General features: G+C 68.3%; 16 protein-coding genes and 1 pseudogene. 10 read left to right on the top strand and 7 right to left on the bottom strand.

Features of this window, described 5'->3' with window-relative positions; genetic code table 11:
• Nucleotides 1-39 precede the first annotated feature (39 nt).
• Nucleotides 40-432 (top strand): MerR family transcriptional regulator, encoded by a 393-nt coding sequence (locus tag WJM95_RS35065; protein ID WP_339135178.1) that lies wholly within the window; start codon nucleotides 40-42, stop codon nucleotides 430-432.
• 210 nt (nucleotides 433-642) lie between these two features.
• On the opposite strand, the gene WJM95_RS35070 is transcribed toward WJM95_RS35065, so the two are convergent.
• Nucleotides 643-1,451, bottom strand: a protein-coding gene (locus tag WJM95_RS35070; RefSeq protein ID WP_339135180.1) for an IS5 family transposase whose coding sequence is annotated in 2 segments (ribosomal slippage) — nucleotides 643-1,112 and nucleotides 1,112-1,451 — 810 coding nt in all. Because the reading frame shifts where the segments join, the coding sequence is not laid out codon by codon here.
• 62 nt (nucleotides 1,452-1,513) lie between these two features.
• On the opposite strand from WJM95_RS35070, the gene WJM95_RS35075 reads away from it, so the two are divergent.
• On the top strand, nucleotides 1,514-1,912 hold the full coding sequence (locus WJM95_RS35075) for a hypothetical protein (RefSeq protein ID WP_339135182.1): 399 nt from the start codon (nucleotides 1,514-1,516) through the stop codon (nucleotides 1,910-1,912).
• 312 nt (nucleotides 1,913-2,224) lie between these two features.
• Here the strand turns inward: WJM95_RS35075 and WJM95_RS35080 are convergent, their stop codons facing one another.
• Nucleotides 2,225-2,806, bottom strand: coding sequence for a hypothetical protein (locus WJM95_RS35080; protein WP_339135184.1), 582 nt, complete (start codon nucleotides 2,804-2,806; stop codon nucleotides 2,225-2,227).
• Between the two features lie 105 nt (nucleotides 2,807-2,911).
• Here WJM95_RS35080 and WJM95_RS35085 point away from each other — a divergent pair.
• Nucleotides 2,912-3,289 (top strand): annotated as a pseudogene (locus tag WJM95_RS35085) (hemolysin III family protein); the annotation flags it as partial.
• A gap of 310 nt (nucleotides 3,290-3,599) precedes the next feature.
• The gene (locus WJM95_RS35090; RefSeq protein WP_339135186.1) at nucleotides 3,600-3,806 is read left to right on the top strand and encodes a hypothetical protein; all 207 of its coding nucleotides are present in this window, start codon (nucleotides 3,600-3,602) and stop codon (nucleotides 3,804-3,806) included.
• 282 nt (nucleotides 3,807-4,088) lie between these two features.
• Here the strand turns inward: WJM95_RS35090 and WJM95_RS35095 are convergent, their stop codons facing one another.
• Nucleotides 4,089-4,478, bottom strand: coding sequence for a metalloregulator ArsR/SmtB family transcription factor (locus WJM95_RS35095; protein ID WP_339135188.1), 390 nt, complete (start codon nucleotides 4,476-4,478; stop codon nucleotides 4,089-4,091).
• A gap of 96 nt (nucleotides 4,479-4,574) precedes the next feature.
• Here WJM95_RS35095 and WJM95_RS35100 point away from each other — a divergent pair, with 96 nt between their 5' ends.
• On the top strand, nucleotides 4,575-6,569 hold the full coding sequence (locus tag WJM95_RS35100; RefSeq protein WP_339135190.1) for a heavy metal translocating P-type ATPase: 1,995 nt from the start codon (nucleotides 4,575-4,577) through the stop codon (nucleotides 6,567-6,569).
• An 81-nt stretch (nucleotides 6,570-6,650) separates the two neighbouring features.
• Complete coding sequence (locus WJM95_RS35105) at nucleotides 6,651-6,974, top strand: (2Fe-2S) ferredoxin domain-containing protein (RefSeq protein ID WP_339136040.1); 324 nt, start codon at nucleotides 6,651-6,653, stop codon at nucleotides 6,972-6,974.
• 89 nt (nucleotides 6,975-7,063) lie between these two features.
• On the opposite strand, the gene WJM95_RS35110 is transcribed toward WJM95_RS35105, so the two are convergent.
• From WJM95_RS35110 to WJM95_RS35125, 4 genes are all read right to left on the bottom strand, one after another.
• Nucleotides 7,064-7,240: a hypothetical protein gene (locus tag WJM95_RS35110; protein ID WP_339135192.1), complete on the bottom strand. Its 177-nt coding sequence runs from the start codon at nucleotides 7,238-7,240 to the stop codon at nucleotides 7,064-7,066.
• A 1,836-nt stretch (nucleotides 7,241-9,076) separates the two neighbouring features.
• Nucleotides 9,077-10,063, bottom strand: coding sequence for a pentapeptide repeat-containing protein (locus WJM95_RS35115; RefSeq protein WP_339135194.1), 987 nt, complete (start codon nucleotides 10,061-10,063; stop codon nucleotides 9,077-9,079).
• A 90-nt stretch (nucleotides 10,064-10,153) separates the two neighbouring features.
• Complete coding sequence (locus WJM95_RS35120; RefSeq protein WP_339135196.1) at nucleotides 10,154-10,678, bottom strand: GNAT family N-acetyltransferase; 525 nt, start codon at nucleotides 10,676-10,678, stop codon at nucleotides 10,154-10,156.
• The gene (locus WJM95_RS35125) at nucleotides 10,675-11,928 is read right to left on the bottom strand and encodes a helix-turn-helix transcriptional regulator (protein WP_339135198.1); all 1,254 of its coding nucleotides are present in this window, start codon (nucleotides 11,926-11,928) and stop codon (nucleotides 10,675-10,677) included. Before WJM95_RS35125 ends, WJM95_RS35120 begins: the two co-directional genes overlap by 4 nt.
• A 280-nt stretch (nucleotides 11,929-12,208) precedes the next feature.
• Between WJM95_RS35125 and WJM95_RS35130 the strand changes: the two genes are divergently transcribed.
• The 4 genes from WJM95_RS35130 (at nucleotide 12,209) to tgmA (ending at nucleotide 14,181) form a co-directional block, all read left to right on the top strand.
• A complete protein-coding gene (locus tag WJM95_RS35130) occupies nucleotides 12,209-12,619 on the top strand; it encodes an ATP-binding protein (protein ID WP_339136042.1) in 411 nt (136 codons plus the stop codon).
• Nucleotides 12,616-13,035 (top strand): DUF6415 family natural product biosynthesis protein, encoded by a 420-nt coding sequence (locus WJM95_RS35135; RefSeq protein ID WP_339135200.1) that lies wholly within the window; start codon nucleotides 12,616-12,618, stop codon nucleotides 13,033-13,035. The genes WJM95_RS35130 and WJM95_RS35135 overlap by 4 nt, the downstream gene beginning before the upstream one ends.
• Before the next feature lie 59 nt (nucleotides 13,036-13,094).
• Nucleotides 13,095-13,763 carry a hypothetical protein gene (locus WJM95_RS35140; RefSeq protein ID WP_339135202.1) on the top strand — a complete coding sequence of 223 codons (669 nt, stop codon included), beginning with the start codon at nucleotides 13,095-13,097 and terminating at the stop codon, nucleotides 13,761-13,763.
• Nucleotides 13,764-13,920: 157 nt separating this feature from the next.
• Nucleotides 13,921-14,181 carry a putative ATP-grasp-modified RiPP gene (gene tgmA / locus WJM95_RS35145; protein WP_339135204.1) on the top strand — a complete coding sequence of 87 codons (261 nt, stop codon included), beginning with the start codon at nucleotides 13,921-13,923 and terminating at the stop codon, nucleotides 14,179-14,181.
• Nucleotides 14,182-14,185 lie beyond the last annotated feature (4 nt).

The raw sequence follows: 14,185 nt of genomic DNA on the forward strand, positions 1-14,185 counted from the left end.
CTCCGACTTGAAGCGAAGTTCAAGTCAAGGGGCGGTTTCATGACCCTGCTCGATATCGCCGAGGTGGCCGAACGGTCCGGACTGGCGCCGTCGGCGCTGCGTTACTACGAACGGCGGGGCCTCATCGCCTCCGAGGGCCGCAACGGACTGCGCCGCACCTTCCGCTCCGAGGTGCTGGCCCGCCTGTCCCTGGTCGCGTGTGCCCGTGCCGCGGGTTTCACCCTCGCCGAGATCGCCCGGTTCGTGACCGCCACCCCCGACGACACCGAACTGCGCGTCCACTTGGCGGCCAAGGCTGAGCAGTTGGACACTGAGATCGACCGGCTCACCCGTATGCGCGACAGTCTCCGCCACGCCGCCGTCTGCACCCGTTCCCCCCTGGTCGAATGCCCCGACTTCAAGCAGGCCATCTCCGACGACCCGGCCAGCTGACACCAACTCCATGACCATCGCACTTGGATCGCGCAAGGCATCCTCGCCGCCGTCTTCCTGGGCTCTGGAGCCCTGCTTGTGACACCCGTCGCGACCGGATGTCAGAAAGCACCACTGCTCGCTCTACAACGGAGCCTTGGAGGAACGCCGCGACGCCTACGCGCGAGGGGCTTGCCCAGGGGCCGGGCCGCAGTTCAGTAACTGATCGTTTCAGAATGATCGCGAGAGTCGCCGCAGGCAGATGATTGAGCAGGCGAGTTCGAGCAGCCCCTGGTGAAGGTCCGCCCGGCGCTCGTACCGGATGCGCAGGCGCTTGAACTGGTGCAGCCAGGCAAACGCACGCTCCACCACCCAACGCACCTTGCCCAGACCGGATCCGTGGGCGACGCCACGTCGGGCGATCACGGGCTTGATTCCGCGCTTCCACAGCATGCGCCGGTACTTGTCGAAGTCGTAGCCCCGGTCGGCGTACAGCCGCTTGGGCTTGCGGCGGGGACGTCCTCGTAGCCCCCGGATCGGAGGGACCGTGTCCAGCAGGGGCAGGAGCTGGGTAACGTCGTGCCTGTTGCCTCCAGTGAGCGTGACGGCCAGCGGGGTGCCGTGGCGGTCGACGATCAGGTGGTGCTTGGAGCCGGGCCTGGCACGGTCGACGGGCGAAGGGCCAACGTGATCCCCCCTTTGAGGGCCCGGATGTGTGAGCCGTCCACGGCGCAGTCGTCCAGGTCCAGTAGACCGACTCGGCGCAGTTCGGTCAGTAGTGCAGCGTGCAGGCGGGGCCAGACGCCCGCCTCGGTCCAGTCCCGCAGCCTGCGCCAGGCCGTCACGCCGGAACAACCAACGACCTGACTCGGTACGTCGCGCCAAGCGACGCCCTTGCGCAGGACGTAGACGATGCCAGCCAGCGCGACCCGGTCGGGTACCGGGAGCCGCCCGGGATGGCGGTGCCGGCGCGCGGGCCGTGCTGGCAGCAGAGGGGCTATCTGATGCCACAGCTCGTCGGGGACAAGGTTCGTGGTCATGATCCGGAAGCATGCCAGAGAACCCAGTTGAGCCCTTCGGGTCTCCTCGACATACTCCCCGAATGGCCAACACCGGAACCGAAGAAGCCGCAGAGCAGGGATGGGACGGACCCTGGTACCGCGTCCGAACGGACCGGTTCGAGGCGTCGTTCCTGCCCAACGCCGACGAACCGCTGGACAGCGTCTGCAACGTCGACGTCGAGGTCCAGATGACAGCGGACGGCTCACGCTGGAGCGCGACCGTGTTCACGCTAGCCGAGGTCCAACGCATCATGGCGAGGTGGTCCCGAACTGGCGAGGCGCTGGGCGGCCGATACTTCTGGTGCTCCGACGGCCTCATCGTCCGGGAACCCGGCATCGACAGCATGACCCAAGTGCTGGTCGGCCTCCTCGATGACGGCGACTTCACACAAGTCCTCCAGCGGCTCGACGACGAAAAGCCGTCCGACGCTTCATTCTGAAACGATCAGTAAGGCTTGGGCACAGCGACATCCTTCCCACCCGCCCGACAGGGCAAGCCAGTTCAGATGTCACCCGATCGTGCGGCAGACCCCTGGCCGAGTTTGCGGGGGCGGGTGGTGGCCGTCTGGATGACGAAGTCCTCGTCGTCAGGGCTGAGTTGGCGGGGACGGCCTGCCGTCCACTGAGACATCTCACGATGCCAAGTCGTCAAGCTGCCGTGGCCAGTTGGAAGGGGAACGCGACGTGCTCGTCGAACAGTTGGCTGGTCTGGTAGAGCTGACCGATCATGCGGTTGAACCAATGCCACGAAGTTAAGGCTGGCCCGGCGTCGTCAAGAGCGTTCTTGGCTGGAGGGTTGAGTGTCGGGCGGCATCTAGTCGGTGGTGAGTGTTGTAGGTGGCGTTAGCGACCTTGTTGAGGAGTCCTTCGCGGGTCCAGCGGCCGAGCTGGACGCAGAAGCTGTCGTAGCGGGTGGTGATCCCGAGAGCTGCGGCGAGGTCGCGGGCGTGCCAGACCCGGCTGGGTTCGGTGCGAATGATCTGCAGGACCTGGTTGCGTTGTCCGCCGTGTCCCGTGGGTCGGGCTGAGGCCAGCTGAGTTCGAAGTACAACAGTGAGGCTGGTGACATTTTGGCTTTTCAGGGGGTGCCCGCTGGTCGGATGCGCCGGATAGCGCGAGGTCGGGGACTTCACTTTGCGTGCGCTGGTGCGTGCCCGTCTGGGCGGCAGGAGGGCCGTCCGGACTGCTGCCGCCAGGCCCTGACTGTTTGTCCGTTCCGGCACGATGTGATCGGCGCGGATGACGTGGTCGCGGGCAGCGTGGAGAGCGACGGTGAAGCTGGCCCGGTCGGGGTCGGCTCCGGGAAGCGACTCGACGGCGTCGATCATGGCCATCCGCAGCACTTGGTAGAGGGTGAGCAGGGCCCAGACCTCCTGCTCGAGGCCGCGTGGATCCTGGGAGCGCAGGACTCGTCCGGTCAGCAGCGTGTGCCGCAGGGAGTAGTAGTCGCCGGCACCTACACCCCGCTGGCGGTACTGCTGCTCCCCGAAGACCGGCAGTGGGTGTTGTTGGCCCTGGTGTGGGCTGGCGCCCTGGCTGGCATTGCCTTCCGCATCCTGTGGATCGGGGCTCCCCGGTGGCTGTACACCCCCTGCTACATCGCGCTCGGCTGGGTGGCCGTCTTCAACCTGCCCGACTTCGCGCGAACCGGCGGCACCGCGGTCGTCGCACTTGTCATCGCCGGTGGTCTGCTCTACACCGCGGGCGCCGTCGTCTACGGACTCAAGCGCCCCAACCCGTCACCGGCCTGGTTCGGCTTCCATGAGGTCTTTCACGCCCTGACCATCACCGCCTTCACCGCGCAATACACCGCCATCCAGCCACATGACGGCGTGCTGGGCATGCCGAACTGCAGGACGCGCGGGCGGGCCCTGGCCGCACACGGTCAGGGAGATGCTGGCGGGCGCGGCGGGCCGCGGGTTCCGGGTCCTTGCTGGGGTGGCCGCCTTCTGAAACGGTCGGCTCCTTCCCACGCGGAGAGGGGAAAGGCCTGGATGCTGGCGCTTTTGGGCGATGCGGCGGATGTCCGAGGCCGGATTCGTGGGGGAGGGGGGCAAGGATGGCGGCATGCGGAAACACTGGGCGTGTCAGTTCCGGGGCAGCCCGGGGCACGATGATGTTGAAGCCGTGGCCGAGTTGGAGGGGATGCCGCGGCAGGTCCTGGTACGGCCGTGCCCCGATGCAGGTGGGCTGGTGGATGGGTTTGTTCTGAATAACGTCGATGTGCCGGCGCGGATTGCCGTCTACTTCTGGGTGCGGCGTGGTGAGCCCGATTCGGTTGCCGCCTATCTGCTGGAGCTGTTGGCCGAGGTCTGCCCGAGGGAAAGTTCTTGAGTCCGCGGTGGATGAGTGGATGCACCTGCCCCCAGGCACGTGCGGGTCCGGCGTAGAGCAGGCCGGACCTGGGCTGTCGTGCATCGTGGAGGGGACAGTCGAGCTGCGCGGCGCCGTCTAAAAGGGTCCGGATCACCGAGCGGAAGAGGCGTTTCGGTGGCCCGTTTCCGACCTTGCTCCGGGGAAGGACCCCCAGTTTGTGAGAGGTCTTGCGCGCCGCGTCGACCCCGGGGGGAACCGACGGCGGAACTCTCGCAGATGAGAGCTGCCGAACGTGACCGCCTACCGCCGTGCCGCCGTCGGCACTGCTTCGGCGGCCGGGGCGTCGCGCAGGCCCAGGCGTAGGTGCTCGACATGGAAGAGGGCCTGTTCCAGAAGCTCGGCAACGTGGTTGTCGTAAAGGGCGTACACGATGGAACGACCCCGGCGCTCACCGGTGACGAGCCCGAGATTGCGCAGCAGGCGGAGCTGGTGGGAACAGGCGGAGGCTTCCATGCCCACGGCCTCGGCGAGGTCGCCGACCGCGCAGGGGCCTTCCTGGAGGCGGGCCAGGATGTACAGCCGCGAGGGGGTGGCCAGGGCCTGGAGGGTGGCGGCGACGTCGGTGGCCCCCGCCGTGTCCAGGCGCTCGCGAGGGGTGGCGTGGTTCTTGTCGTCGGCTCCGTGACCCATGCCGCCCATCCTACCGGTCACATGTGAAGACCTGTTCATATGTTCTTGTACCGTGGATGTGTCGCCGCCTTCCGCCCCTGAGAGGGTTGTTCTGTCATGCCTTCCGACCTGATACAGCGGCCCGAACAGGCTGCCGTTGCCGCCTCGCGTACGGCGCCCAAGCGCCGGACCCGGATCTTCGCCCTGACCGAGGCCCGCTGGGCCGCCGCGGCGCTGGTGCTGTTCCTGATCGCGCTGCCGCTCCAGCTGACCGGCGCCCCCGCCTGGGCATGGGGCCCTCTCTATGCCGCCGCCTACGTCACCGGGGGGTGGGAGCCGGCCTGGGCGGGGCTGACGACGCTGCGGGAGAAGACCCTGGATGTGGACCTGCTGATGATCCTGGCCGCCATCGGCGCGGCCTCGATCGGGCAGGTGATGGACGGCGCTCTGCTGATCGTCATCTTCGCCACCTCCGGCGCCCTGGAGGCCCTGGCCACCGCCCGCACCCAGGACGCGGTGCGCGGTCTACTCGACCTCGCACCCACCACGGCCACCCGGCTGGCCGACGACGGGAGCGAGTCGACGGTCCCGACCGGGGACCTGGTGGTCGGGGACACTATCCTGGTCCGCCCCGGCGAGCGGGTCGGCGCGGACGGCCGTGTCGTCACCGGGGCCAGCGAGGTGGACCAGGCCACCATCACCGGGGAGCCGCTGCCGGTCGCGAAGGAGGCCGGGGACGAGGTTTTCGCCGGCACCCTCAACGGGACCGGCGCCCTGCGGGTGAAGGTCGAACGCGACGCCTCGGATTCGGTGATCGCCCGGATCGTGGCCATGGTCGAGGAGGCTTCCGAGACCAAGGCGCCCACCCAGCTGTTCATCGAGAAGGTCGAGCAGCGCTACAGCCTCGGCATGGTCTTCGCGACCCTGGCCGTCTTCCTGGTCCCCCTTGCGTTCGGCGCGGACCTGACCGGCTCGCTGCTGCGAGCGATGACCTTCATGATCGTGGCTTCGCCGTGCGCGGTGGTCCTGGCGACGATGCCGTCGCTCCTCTCGGCGATCGCCAACGCCGGACGCCACGGCGTCCTGGTGAAGTCCGCCGTCGTCATGGAGCGCCTCGGGCAGGTCGACGCGGTCGCACTCGACAAGACCGGCACCCTTACCGAGGGCACCCACCGCGTCACCGACATCCGCCCCCTGGACGGCTCCGGCCTGACCGAGGACACCCTGCTGGCACTCGCGGCTGCCGCCGAGCACCCCAGCGAACACCCCCTGGCCCGCGCGATCGTCGACGCCGCCCGCACCCGCGGCCTGGCCATCGCCGACATGCGGGACTTCACCTCCACTCCCGGCGTCGGCGTCACGGCCACCGTCGACGGCCACACGGTTGGGGTCGGCGCACCCGCCCGCCTCCTCGACGGCAACGGCGACACCGGCTCGGCCCGCGCCGCCGAGGCCGCGGCCGGCCGCATGGAGGACGGCGGCCGCACGGCCGTCGTGGTCCTGCGCGACGGCGCCCCGGTCGGGTTGCTGGGCATCGCCGACCGGCTGCGTCCCGACGCCGCCGCGACCGTCGCCGCCCTGACCGTGCTGACCGGCAGCCCCCCGGTGCTGGTGACGGGCGACAACCCGCGCGCCGCCGCTCGTCTGGCCGCCGAGGTCGGCATCACCGGCGACGATGTCCATGCCGCTCTCCTGCCCCAGGACAAGGTCGAAGCCGTACGGCGCTTGGAGGCCCGGGGGTGCAAGGTGCTGGTCATCGGCGACGGCGTCAACGACGCCCCCGCCCTGGCGGCCGCCCACACCGGCATCGCCATGGGCCGCGCCGGATCCGACCTTGCCCTGGAAACCGCCGACGCCGTCATCGTCCGCGACGAACTCGCCACCGTCCCCACGGTCGTGAGCCTGTCGCGAGCGGCCCGGCGCCTGGTGGTGCAGAACCTGGTCATCGCCGCGGTGTTCATCTCCGGCCTGGTCATCTGGGACCTGACGGGCCACCTGCCGCTGCCGCTCGGTGTGCTCGGCCACGAGGGCTCGACCGTCATCGTCGGCCTCAACGGGCTGCGTCTGCTGCGGGATGCCGCCTGGACCCGCGCCGCGAAGGACACGCGGTGAGTCGCCGCGCCAGGAAGGCCGCCCCCCCCTTCGGGGGCGGCCCGGCCTACCGTCACCGTCTGCCGTGGCTGCTGCTGCGGCATCCCGGCCAAGGTGCCGCACCTGGACCACGAAGCCCAGCTCACCGACCTGCGCACCCAGCTGGCCACAGTCGCGATGGTCCGGCGAACCGACTGCCTGGACGCGTGCGAGCGCGCCAACGTGATCGTCATCCAGCCTTCCGCCGAAGGCCGCAAGGCAGGCGGACGCCCGGTCTGGCTCGGCCAGGTCAACGACCCCGGCGCCGCTGTCGACATCACCGCCTGGGTCAAGAACGGCGGCCCCGGCCTCGCCGACCCGCCCGACATCCTCGACCTCTACACCTTCCAGCCTTCCCGACGCGTCCGCCACGAACTCGAAGACTGACCGGCGCCGGCCGGGATGCTGTCGCATCCGGCCGCACACTCATTCCCCGTCGTCGTCGAGCTCGACCACGTCCGGGTCGCGCAGCGGGCTCAGGCCCTGGCGCGGGGTGGAGGCAGTGAAGCTGTAGCGGCCCAGGACGTGAGGTTCTTGAACTTCGAAGAGGAGGGGCGGGCGACATCATCGCTGATCTCGTGGCCCTCGGCACGCAGCTGAGCCACCGCGGCGTCGATGTACTTCGTCGTCCAGAGCACGACGGCGTTCAACACCAGTCCCAGCGAAACAGGTCTTTCATTCCGTCCCGGTATGCCTGGTGCCGCGCTTGCCGTGGCAGATGCCCCGGCCGAGGGCGTGGCGGGACTCCTGGACGGACAGCTGCTTGCCCATCTGACGGCGGGCGGTGCCACGCTCCGGAAGACTCCGGTCCCGGGTCAGTGATCCGGGACCGGAACCGGGTGGCCTGGCAACTGCACCTGCCGGGCCATACACCCTAGACGTTGCGTCAGCGAGCCGATGCCCCTACCGGCGCCTCTACCGTTCCCCTGCCAAGTCCCCTACCGGCACCTGCGCCCGTTCGCGATTCATGCAGGTCATACGCCTTGACCGAGCCCAACCAGCCGTCTCGACAACCCTCTTCCGTATCTGTTCTGCCCCCCGTGGTTGTGTAGGGGGGTGGGGGTGGGCGCAGAACACAGATCAGGGAGGGGAGGGAAGAGGGCCGGGGGTTCGCCTGGTGACCTCGCGCGTCGGGCGGCCGCCCTCCGCGCTCGCGCCGGACAGGGCCGGCCGGGGCAGCGGTCCAGGCAATGGGTGGGCGGTGTCGGGAAGGCCCCGGGGTGGGTCCTGTCGGTACCGGGCCGGTTACGTGCACCCGTTCGGCTGACACGGACTTCGGGCTCTGTCTCGTTGCTCACGGCATGACGATGCAGGACGTATCGAGCATGCCCGGCGGCGCCGGGCCAGCCCCACCCGTAGGGTCTCCGTCGCCTTACAACAACGTTCAAGCCCGCCTTGCGCTGCGGGGTCTGCTGGAGGATGTCCTCGCCCGCTTGCCGCTCCTGCACCCCCTTGCCCAGCCAGGCCGGACACCCCAGATCCCCAGGGCTCCGTACACAGCAGAAGCGGCTGCTGGTCAGGAAGGGGTGAGGCGACCCGGCATCGGAGGGGGAGTCGGTGTTGGGCCGCAACGCCGGCCTGCATCAGCGAGAACGCCGGCGCCACGCGGACGTGGCACAGAGGGGAGGGCCCGAAGTGGATCCCCAGACTTCGGGCCCCCGATCGGCGCACAGTCTCCAGAGCGTTGATCCCGCGCGCCGATCCGCTCAACGACGCGACGTCAGGTACGAGACGATGCACCGGCCTTCCCGCGGGCAGACGAGTGGGTTCTCGCCGTTGGCGACTGCCCACGGGCGAGTCACCGCCCTGGCGGTAGTCGGCTGCGGGACGATTCGGGCGTCACGTCGCCTCTCGCTTTTCGGACTCGGCGAGGGTGGCTCTCTGCCGTCGTGGTCAGCGACGGCAGGACCAGGCGGTCGCCTCTCCACGTCAGGGCGACCGCCTGCAAGGCCGTCACGCCCAGCATCGCCTGTCCCGGCCACTTCCGGGGACAGACGGCGGTGTTGCTTTCGTTGAGGCTGCCCGCTCGCTGATGCTCACCGCTGAGAGGGTGGGCACGAGGCGCGCCCGGGGACCGATGATCTCCCCTGCCACTGCACTGACACCCACCTCATCCATTTCCCAGCTTGGTCAGTGAGTAGAGGAGAGAAGGGGGTTGTGACGACCGGGTACCGCCTTCTCTCGGTCGGCCGTGCTGGCCGTGGGGACTGAGCAAGCCGTGGCCGGGGTCGAGCTGGGCGAGCTGACGCTGGCCAAAAACTCTGAGTGGTTCGGCCTGCTGCGAGGCGTGCCAGTACGGCTGGCGGCTGAGAAGAGGCAGGGTGTTCCGTCCCGGCCGCGCGATGAGCAGCTGCTGGACCGGCGTGTTTACGGCGACGACCACGACGACCCCAACCCCGGCCCGCTCCCGCCCGGACCTACGCCGAACTGGTCGGCGGGCCGCGGGCGAAGACGACCGATTGAGCCGCTCGGCTGCTAAAGATTGGGGACTAGCAGGTCGACGGCAGGTCGACGATGGGAGGAATAGCGGTGGCGACGGCAGCACGAAGCTGATCGGGAGCTGAACCACTCGCGTTGCTGAAGGACACCGTGCTGCCGGAGAGTGCCGCACCCTGGAAGCACACCTTGGCGCCGGAGAACGCCGCATTGTTGAAGTACACCGTGCCGCCGGAGAACATCGCACCGAGGAAGTACACCGTGCTGCCGGAGAACCTCGCATTGTTGAAGTGCACCGTGCCGCTGGCGAACACGGCGCTGTCGAAGGACACTGTGCCGCTGGCGAACACGGCGTTGTCGAAGGACACTGTGCCGCCGGAGAGCGTGGCGCCGCTGAAGGACACTGTTCCGTCGGAGAATGTGGCGCCGCTGAAGTCCATGTCGCCGTCGATGGCGACGCCGGTGAGGTCGAGGTCGCAGCCTTGCCAGGAGCGGTGGGTTCCCTGGGGGCGTCGGTAGTGGTCGCCGATGAGGCGCAGGATCGTGTGACGGACCTTGCGAAAGGCCAGGTAGCGGTGGTGTTCCACTTGGTGGGCGGGGTCGTTGCCGGGGTCGGGGGTGAAGGGGAGCTGGAGGTAGGCGCACAGGACGTCGATGCAGGTCTGGCGCAGGCTGTCGTCGGCGAGTCCGGCCAGGGCGTGCACTGCGCCGAGGCGGACCGCGGCGGATTCCTCACCGAGTTGGCCGACGGCGGTGGTGAAGCGTTCGGTGTGCAGGCGGGTGGCTTCCCGCAGGGCTCCGTCCTCGTCGACGCGCTGGCGCCGGTAGGCCACCACCAGGGCGACCAGGGCACCGGCGCCGGCGACCACCCCGAAGGACAGTTTCACCAGGTCGAAGAGGGTATTGGAGTCGATGCGGTGCTCGGGCTTGAGCCCACGGACGCTGAGCAGGTCCCATCCGGTGTAGAACACCCAGGCCGCCACCAGGACCGCCACGGTGAAGGCCAGGGCGAGGACCAGACCGACCGGCCACAGCCGCACGACACTGCTTGCCTGCCCGGCAAGCCCGAATGATCAGCTACACCACCACAGGGGACATGACCTTCGGCGACGGGCCAAACGGAGACTCGATCAGTGCAACCCTTTAACCATTACCGCGTACAGCGGTGAGTCGGCGAACGGCTGCTGCTCACCGACCTTGGTATAGCCCCAGGAATCGTAGAGGTCTTGGACTTTGGGGTGAGTGACGTCGACCAGGAGCACGGCGAGATCTTCCGGGCGCTCTGAGAGCAGCGCCTCGTGCAGGCGCTCAGCTATGCCTTGCTTGCGCCATCCGGGCCGCACCAAGACCTCGGAGACGGCGAAGGTTGCGCTGTAGCCGTTGTTCGGCTCGTAGCTCGTGGAGCGCCACCACTCACGGCCGGGTTGGAGAGGCGCGCCGTAGGCGAAACCCGTCGGCTCCTCCTCGTCGAAGCCGACGACGCACGTGAAGCCCTCCATGTTCGACCAGTGGTTGGCGAACCAGGGGAAGCGCTGGTTGAACTCCAGGTCCATGGCATCGGCGTAAGCGTCAGCGTGGACATCGACCAGCATCTCCGTGAAGTCGGCCGGAAGTTCTCCGTGGCGGTACTGCCGCAGGTTTATCACGCTGGTCACGCTCGACTCCATTCATCTCGCATTCGGTCCGCCCAGTCCCGGGCGTACGTCGTGGACGGCGCCATGCTGAAGAGATCCCGGTGGAAGTCTCCGATCAGCGTGCGCATCCGTCCAGGCAGTGGGGAGCCCTCCATGAGGGCGAAGACGCTGGCAGCCGTCTTTGTGGCTTGCTCGGGCTCGCCTTGGCGGAGCTGCGCAAGCGCGAGCTGGCAGGTCGCCAGGGCACGGTTGCGTCGAAACGCGTCGGGGATTCTGGCGAGCGCCTGGTGCGCCCTGGCTTCAGCGTTGGCGTGCAGTCCGCTGTGGTTGAGGATGATCGCGGCGAGGTGGTCGAGCTCGGCTGCTCCGTAGAAGGCTGTCCACCGCGGGTGGTCTACCTCTCCGGCCTTGCGGAGCGTGGTCTGCGCTGTCCCAAGGGAGCGCTGGGCTGCTCTCGTATCGCCGAGGGTTGCGTGAGCCAGGGCGACGCGGACGCCGCCCATAGAGCCGAAGAACGGGTCTCTGCGGGCGGCCGGGGACGCTTCGGCGGCCTGAGCCGCAGCGAGTTGCTCGGGCCAGTTCCGCCGCTGGTAGGCGAGCATGGCCATGTTGACCCACACGCGCATACCGGTTGACGGGTCCTGCGAGAGGCCGGCGAATGCGGTCGACTCGTGCAAGTAGTTCTGTGCGCGGTCGAGGTCCCGAAGGTCAATGCAGGACCAGGCGGCGATGGTGGTGTATTCCGCGGCAAGGGCGTATAGGGCTCGGCGTACTCGCTCGCTCGCGTTTCGCTGCTGCAGTGCCAGTACGTCGGCGCGGCCTCGGAGGGCGGCTGCGGCCAGGCCGGCATGGCCGCCCTGGTGGTCGTCTGCTTCGACGAGCCGGTTCATGTTGGCAGCGACACGCGACACGTCGGACATGCCGACAGAGCGGCGCTGCTTGACGATCGGTAGTGCTGCGGCGGCTGTTCCGGTGGTTGAGGCGATGAAGTTGCGGCGCCGCACTGGGTCCTCCGGGGGGTCTTGCATGGAGCGTGGTGCGCTGAACCCTAATTCCTCTACCCGGCAGCCGAATACGCGCTCTAGTGCAGCGCACGTACGACCGATGGGGCGGCTGTGCCTGCCGCTGAGCAGGTTGCGGACGGTGCGTGACGATATTTCACCGGGACGGCCGGTGATTTCCAGCAGTGCTTTGTTGAGCTGACCTGCCAGCTCGTCCTGCGTGAGGCCGAGTTCCTGCATCCGGCCTTGAAGGATGAGGTTCGCTCCCATGCGCCGACGGTAGTCCTGCCGTCACCGTGCGACCTAGCCCCGAGGTAATGCGAATGCAAAGTCTTCCGGTTGGGGGCCCGCACGCAACCGGAACCCTTCCTGTTCTCCTCCGCTCAAGGCTCGTTGACTGGACGCGAACCACCGAGCCGACATCTGGTGCAGCCGGTGACCGTGAGCCCGATGTGCGGGCCGAGAGGACGAGGACGTGATGACGACAGCCGTACAAACGCCTCGCGATGTCCGCTACCGCGACGGGGACGTCATGGGTGTGAGCTTCGAGATTGCGTGCCGCGGTGACGGAACCCCGCCGAGCCCCGAGGATTGCGCGTGGGTAGGAGTCATGCGCCGCATCGCCATGGCACGCCTGCGGTACCGCGGGCTGGACGTCCTCCAGGACGACGTGGGCTTCATCGTCTCCGAACTGCTCACGAACGCGATCCTCCACAGCGGAACCACCACGGTCAGCTTGACCATGGTCGTGCAGGACGGCGGTCTGTGCCTCTCCGTCGCGGACGGTATTCCGGGCGGGCCGCCCCCGGTGCTGAAGGCGGCTGGCACCGACGCCGAGTCGGGGCGCGGCCTCGCTCTCGTCGATGCTCTGGTGAAGAAGAACGGCGGCACATGGGGAACTAACGACATCGGGGCTACGACCTGGTGCCGTCTCGTCATCCCGTCCGGGGATCAGTTATGAGCGACCCCGCGATCCCGCGCATGCCCGTGCCTGATTGGGCGCCGCCGTTGGACCCCGAAGATTTGGACTCAGTGCTGACCAAAGTCCGGGGGTGGCAGCCCTTCCACGGTGAATCGCTCCTCGACGACGTTGGGGCGGTCCTCGACGACGTCACCCCCGCCAAAGATGCCCTCGACGACCACGACCTGCGGCTCCGCGGCCATCTGATGCAACTCATCGCGATTGCCGTCGCTACGGAGGCCGGTCAGAAGGACCCGGAAGCGGAGCAACTGATCGAGCGGGCGGGCCGGTTATGCACCGAAGTGATGCCGAGCGACCATCTGCAGGCCGTGGGGCATCTGCGCCGGATGGCCTGGGCGGTCAGCGAACTCCACGAACGCCTTGGCGCGATCAAGTGCCTGCGGGAGGCGGCCTGATGCTGGGTCCCCTGCTTCCGTACAACCCGCCCGCTCCATCGAGAGAGACGTATCGCTTCATGCCTTCCACCGCAGCCGGTCCGGCCGTAGTCCCGTACGTCATCCAGCGGTTAGGGGAGGAGGTGGCGCCCGACAACCTGGTCATCAGGCGCACTGTGCCGGGCCGAAGCCGACTCCTCTACCTCGACGAAGATCCCCGGGACCGTGATCCCCGCGGTGTGCTGTACGCGCGGGTCGGCTGGAACCCACTGGGTGCGGACGGGATGCCGACCGGGGAACCGCAGTGGAAGTTCATGCACCCGCACCGGCAGATGATGACCATGCAGACCCTGCGGTGCCAGGTGTGCACGCAGCCGGCCAGGGCGAAGATCGGCTTCATCTTCCTTGCGGGGCCCAGGGACGAGGACCCCACCCAGACGGAGATTCTGACGAACCAGCCTCCGGTGTGCGCCCGGCATGTGCGCACCGTTGCAGCGCTGTGCCCGCACATGGAGAAGCAGCCGATGGTGTTCCTCGCCCAGAGCGCCCCCATGTACGGCGTGAGCGGAGTTCTCTACGGCCGTCTCGCCCGTGGGGGCCTGCACGTCGTCGCCCGACCGGACATCGCCGTGCCCTACGGGAACCCGGACCTGGCCACGTTCCTTGCCTCGCAGATGGTCCGTCGGCTCTCGAGCTTCCGCGTCCTGGACCTGGGCGAGCTCCTCAAGGAGCTCGGGATGGCCGCATAGACCCTTGCCTGGTGACCAGGATGGACCTGGCACCGGCGGCAGGTAAGGCGCTTGGTGCGGGGAGCTGACTCCGGCCGTTGCTCACGGCCCCGGGACACGATCCACGCCGAGTGATCTCCGAGATTCATATGTTCCGAACCGACTCGAAGGAGCGCTTGTGACCACCTCCGTTACGCAGCCCACCGCCGCCCGCCCGTGGGGCGCGAGCCGACTCGCGCCGTACCCCTCGTCCGTTCACCGCCCGCATGCCACGGTCGCCATCGACCCCGCCACCCAGCTCGGGATGTTCCGCGATCGGGCCGGTCAGGTGGTCGAGATGGGCAAGCACGGCACCAGTTCCGGCACTGAGACGTCAACAACCACGAACTCGGACTCGGCGAACGACCAGGGCAGCGACCAGGACAGCCAACAGGACTGATGTC

Origin of the sequence: Streptomyces sp. f51 (assembly GCF_037940415.1) — a bacterium.
Taxonomy (GTDB): Bacteria; Actinomycetota; Actinomycetes; order Streptomycetales; family Streptomycetaceae; genus Streptomyces.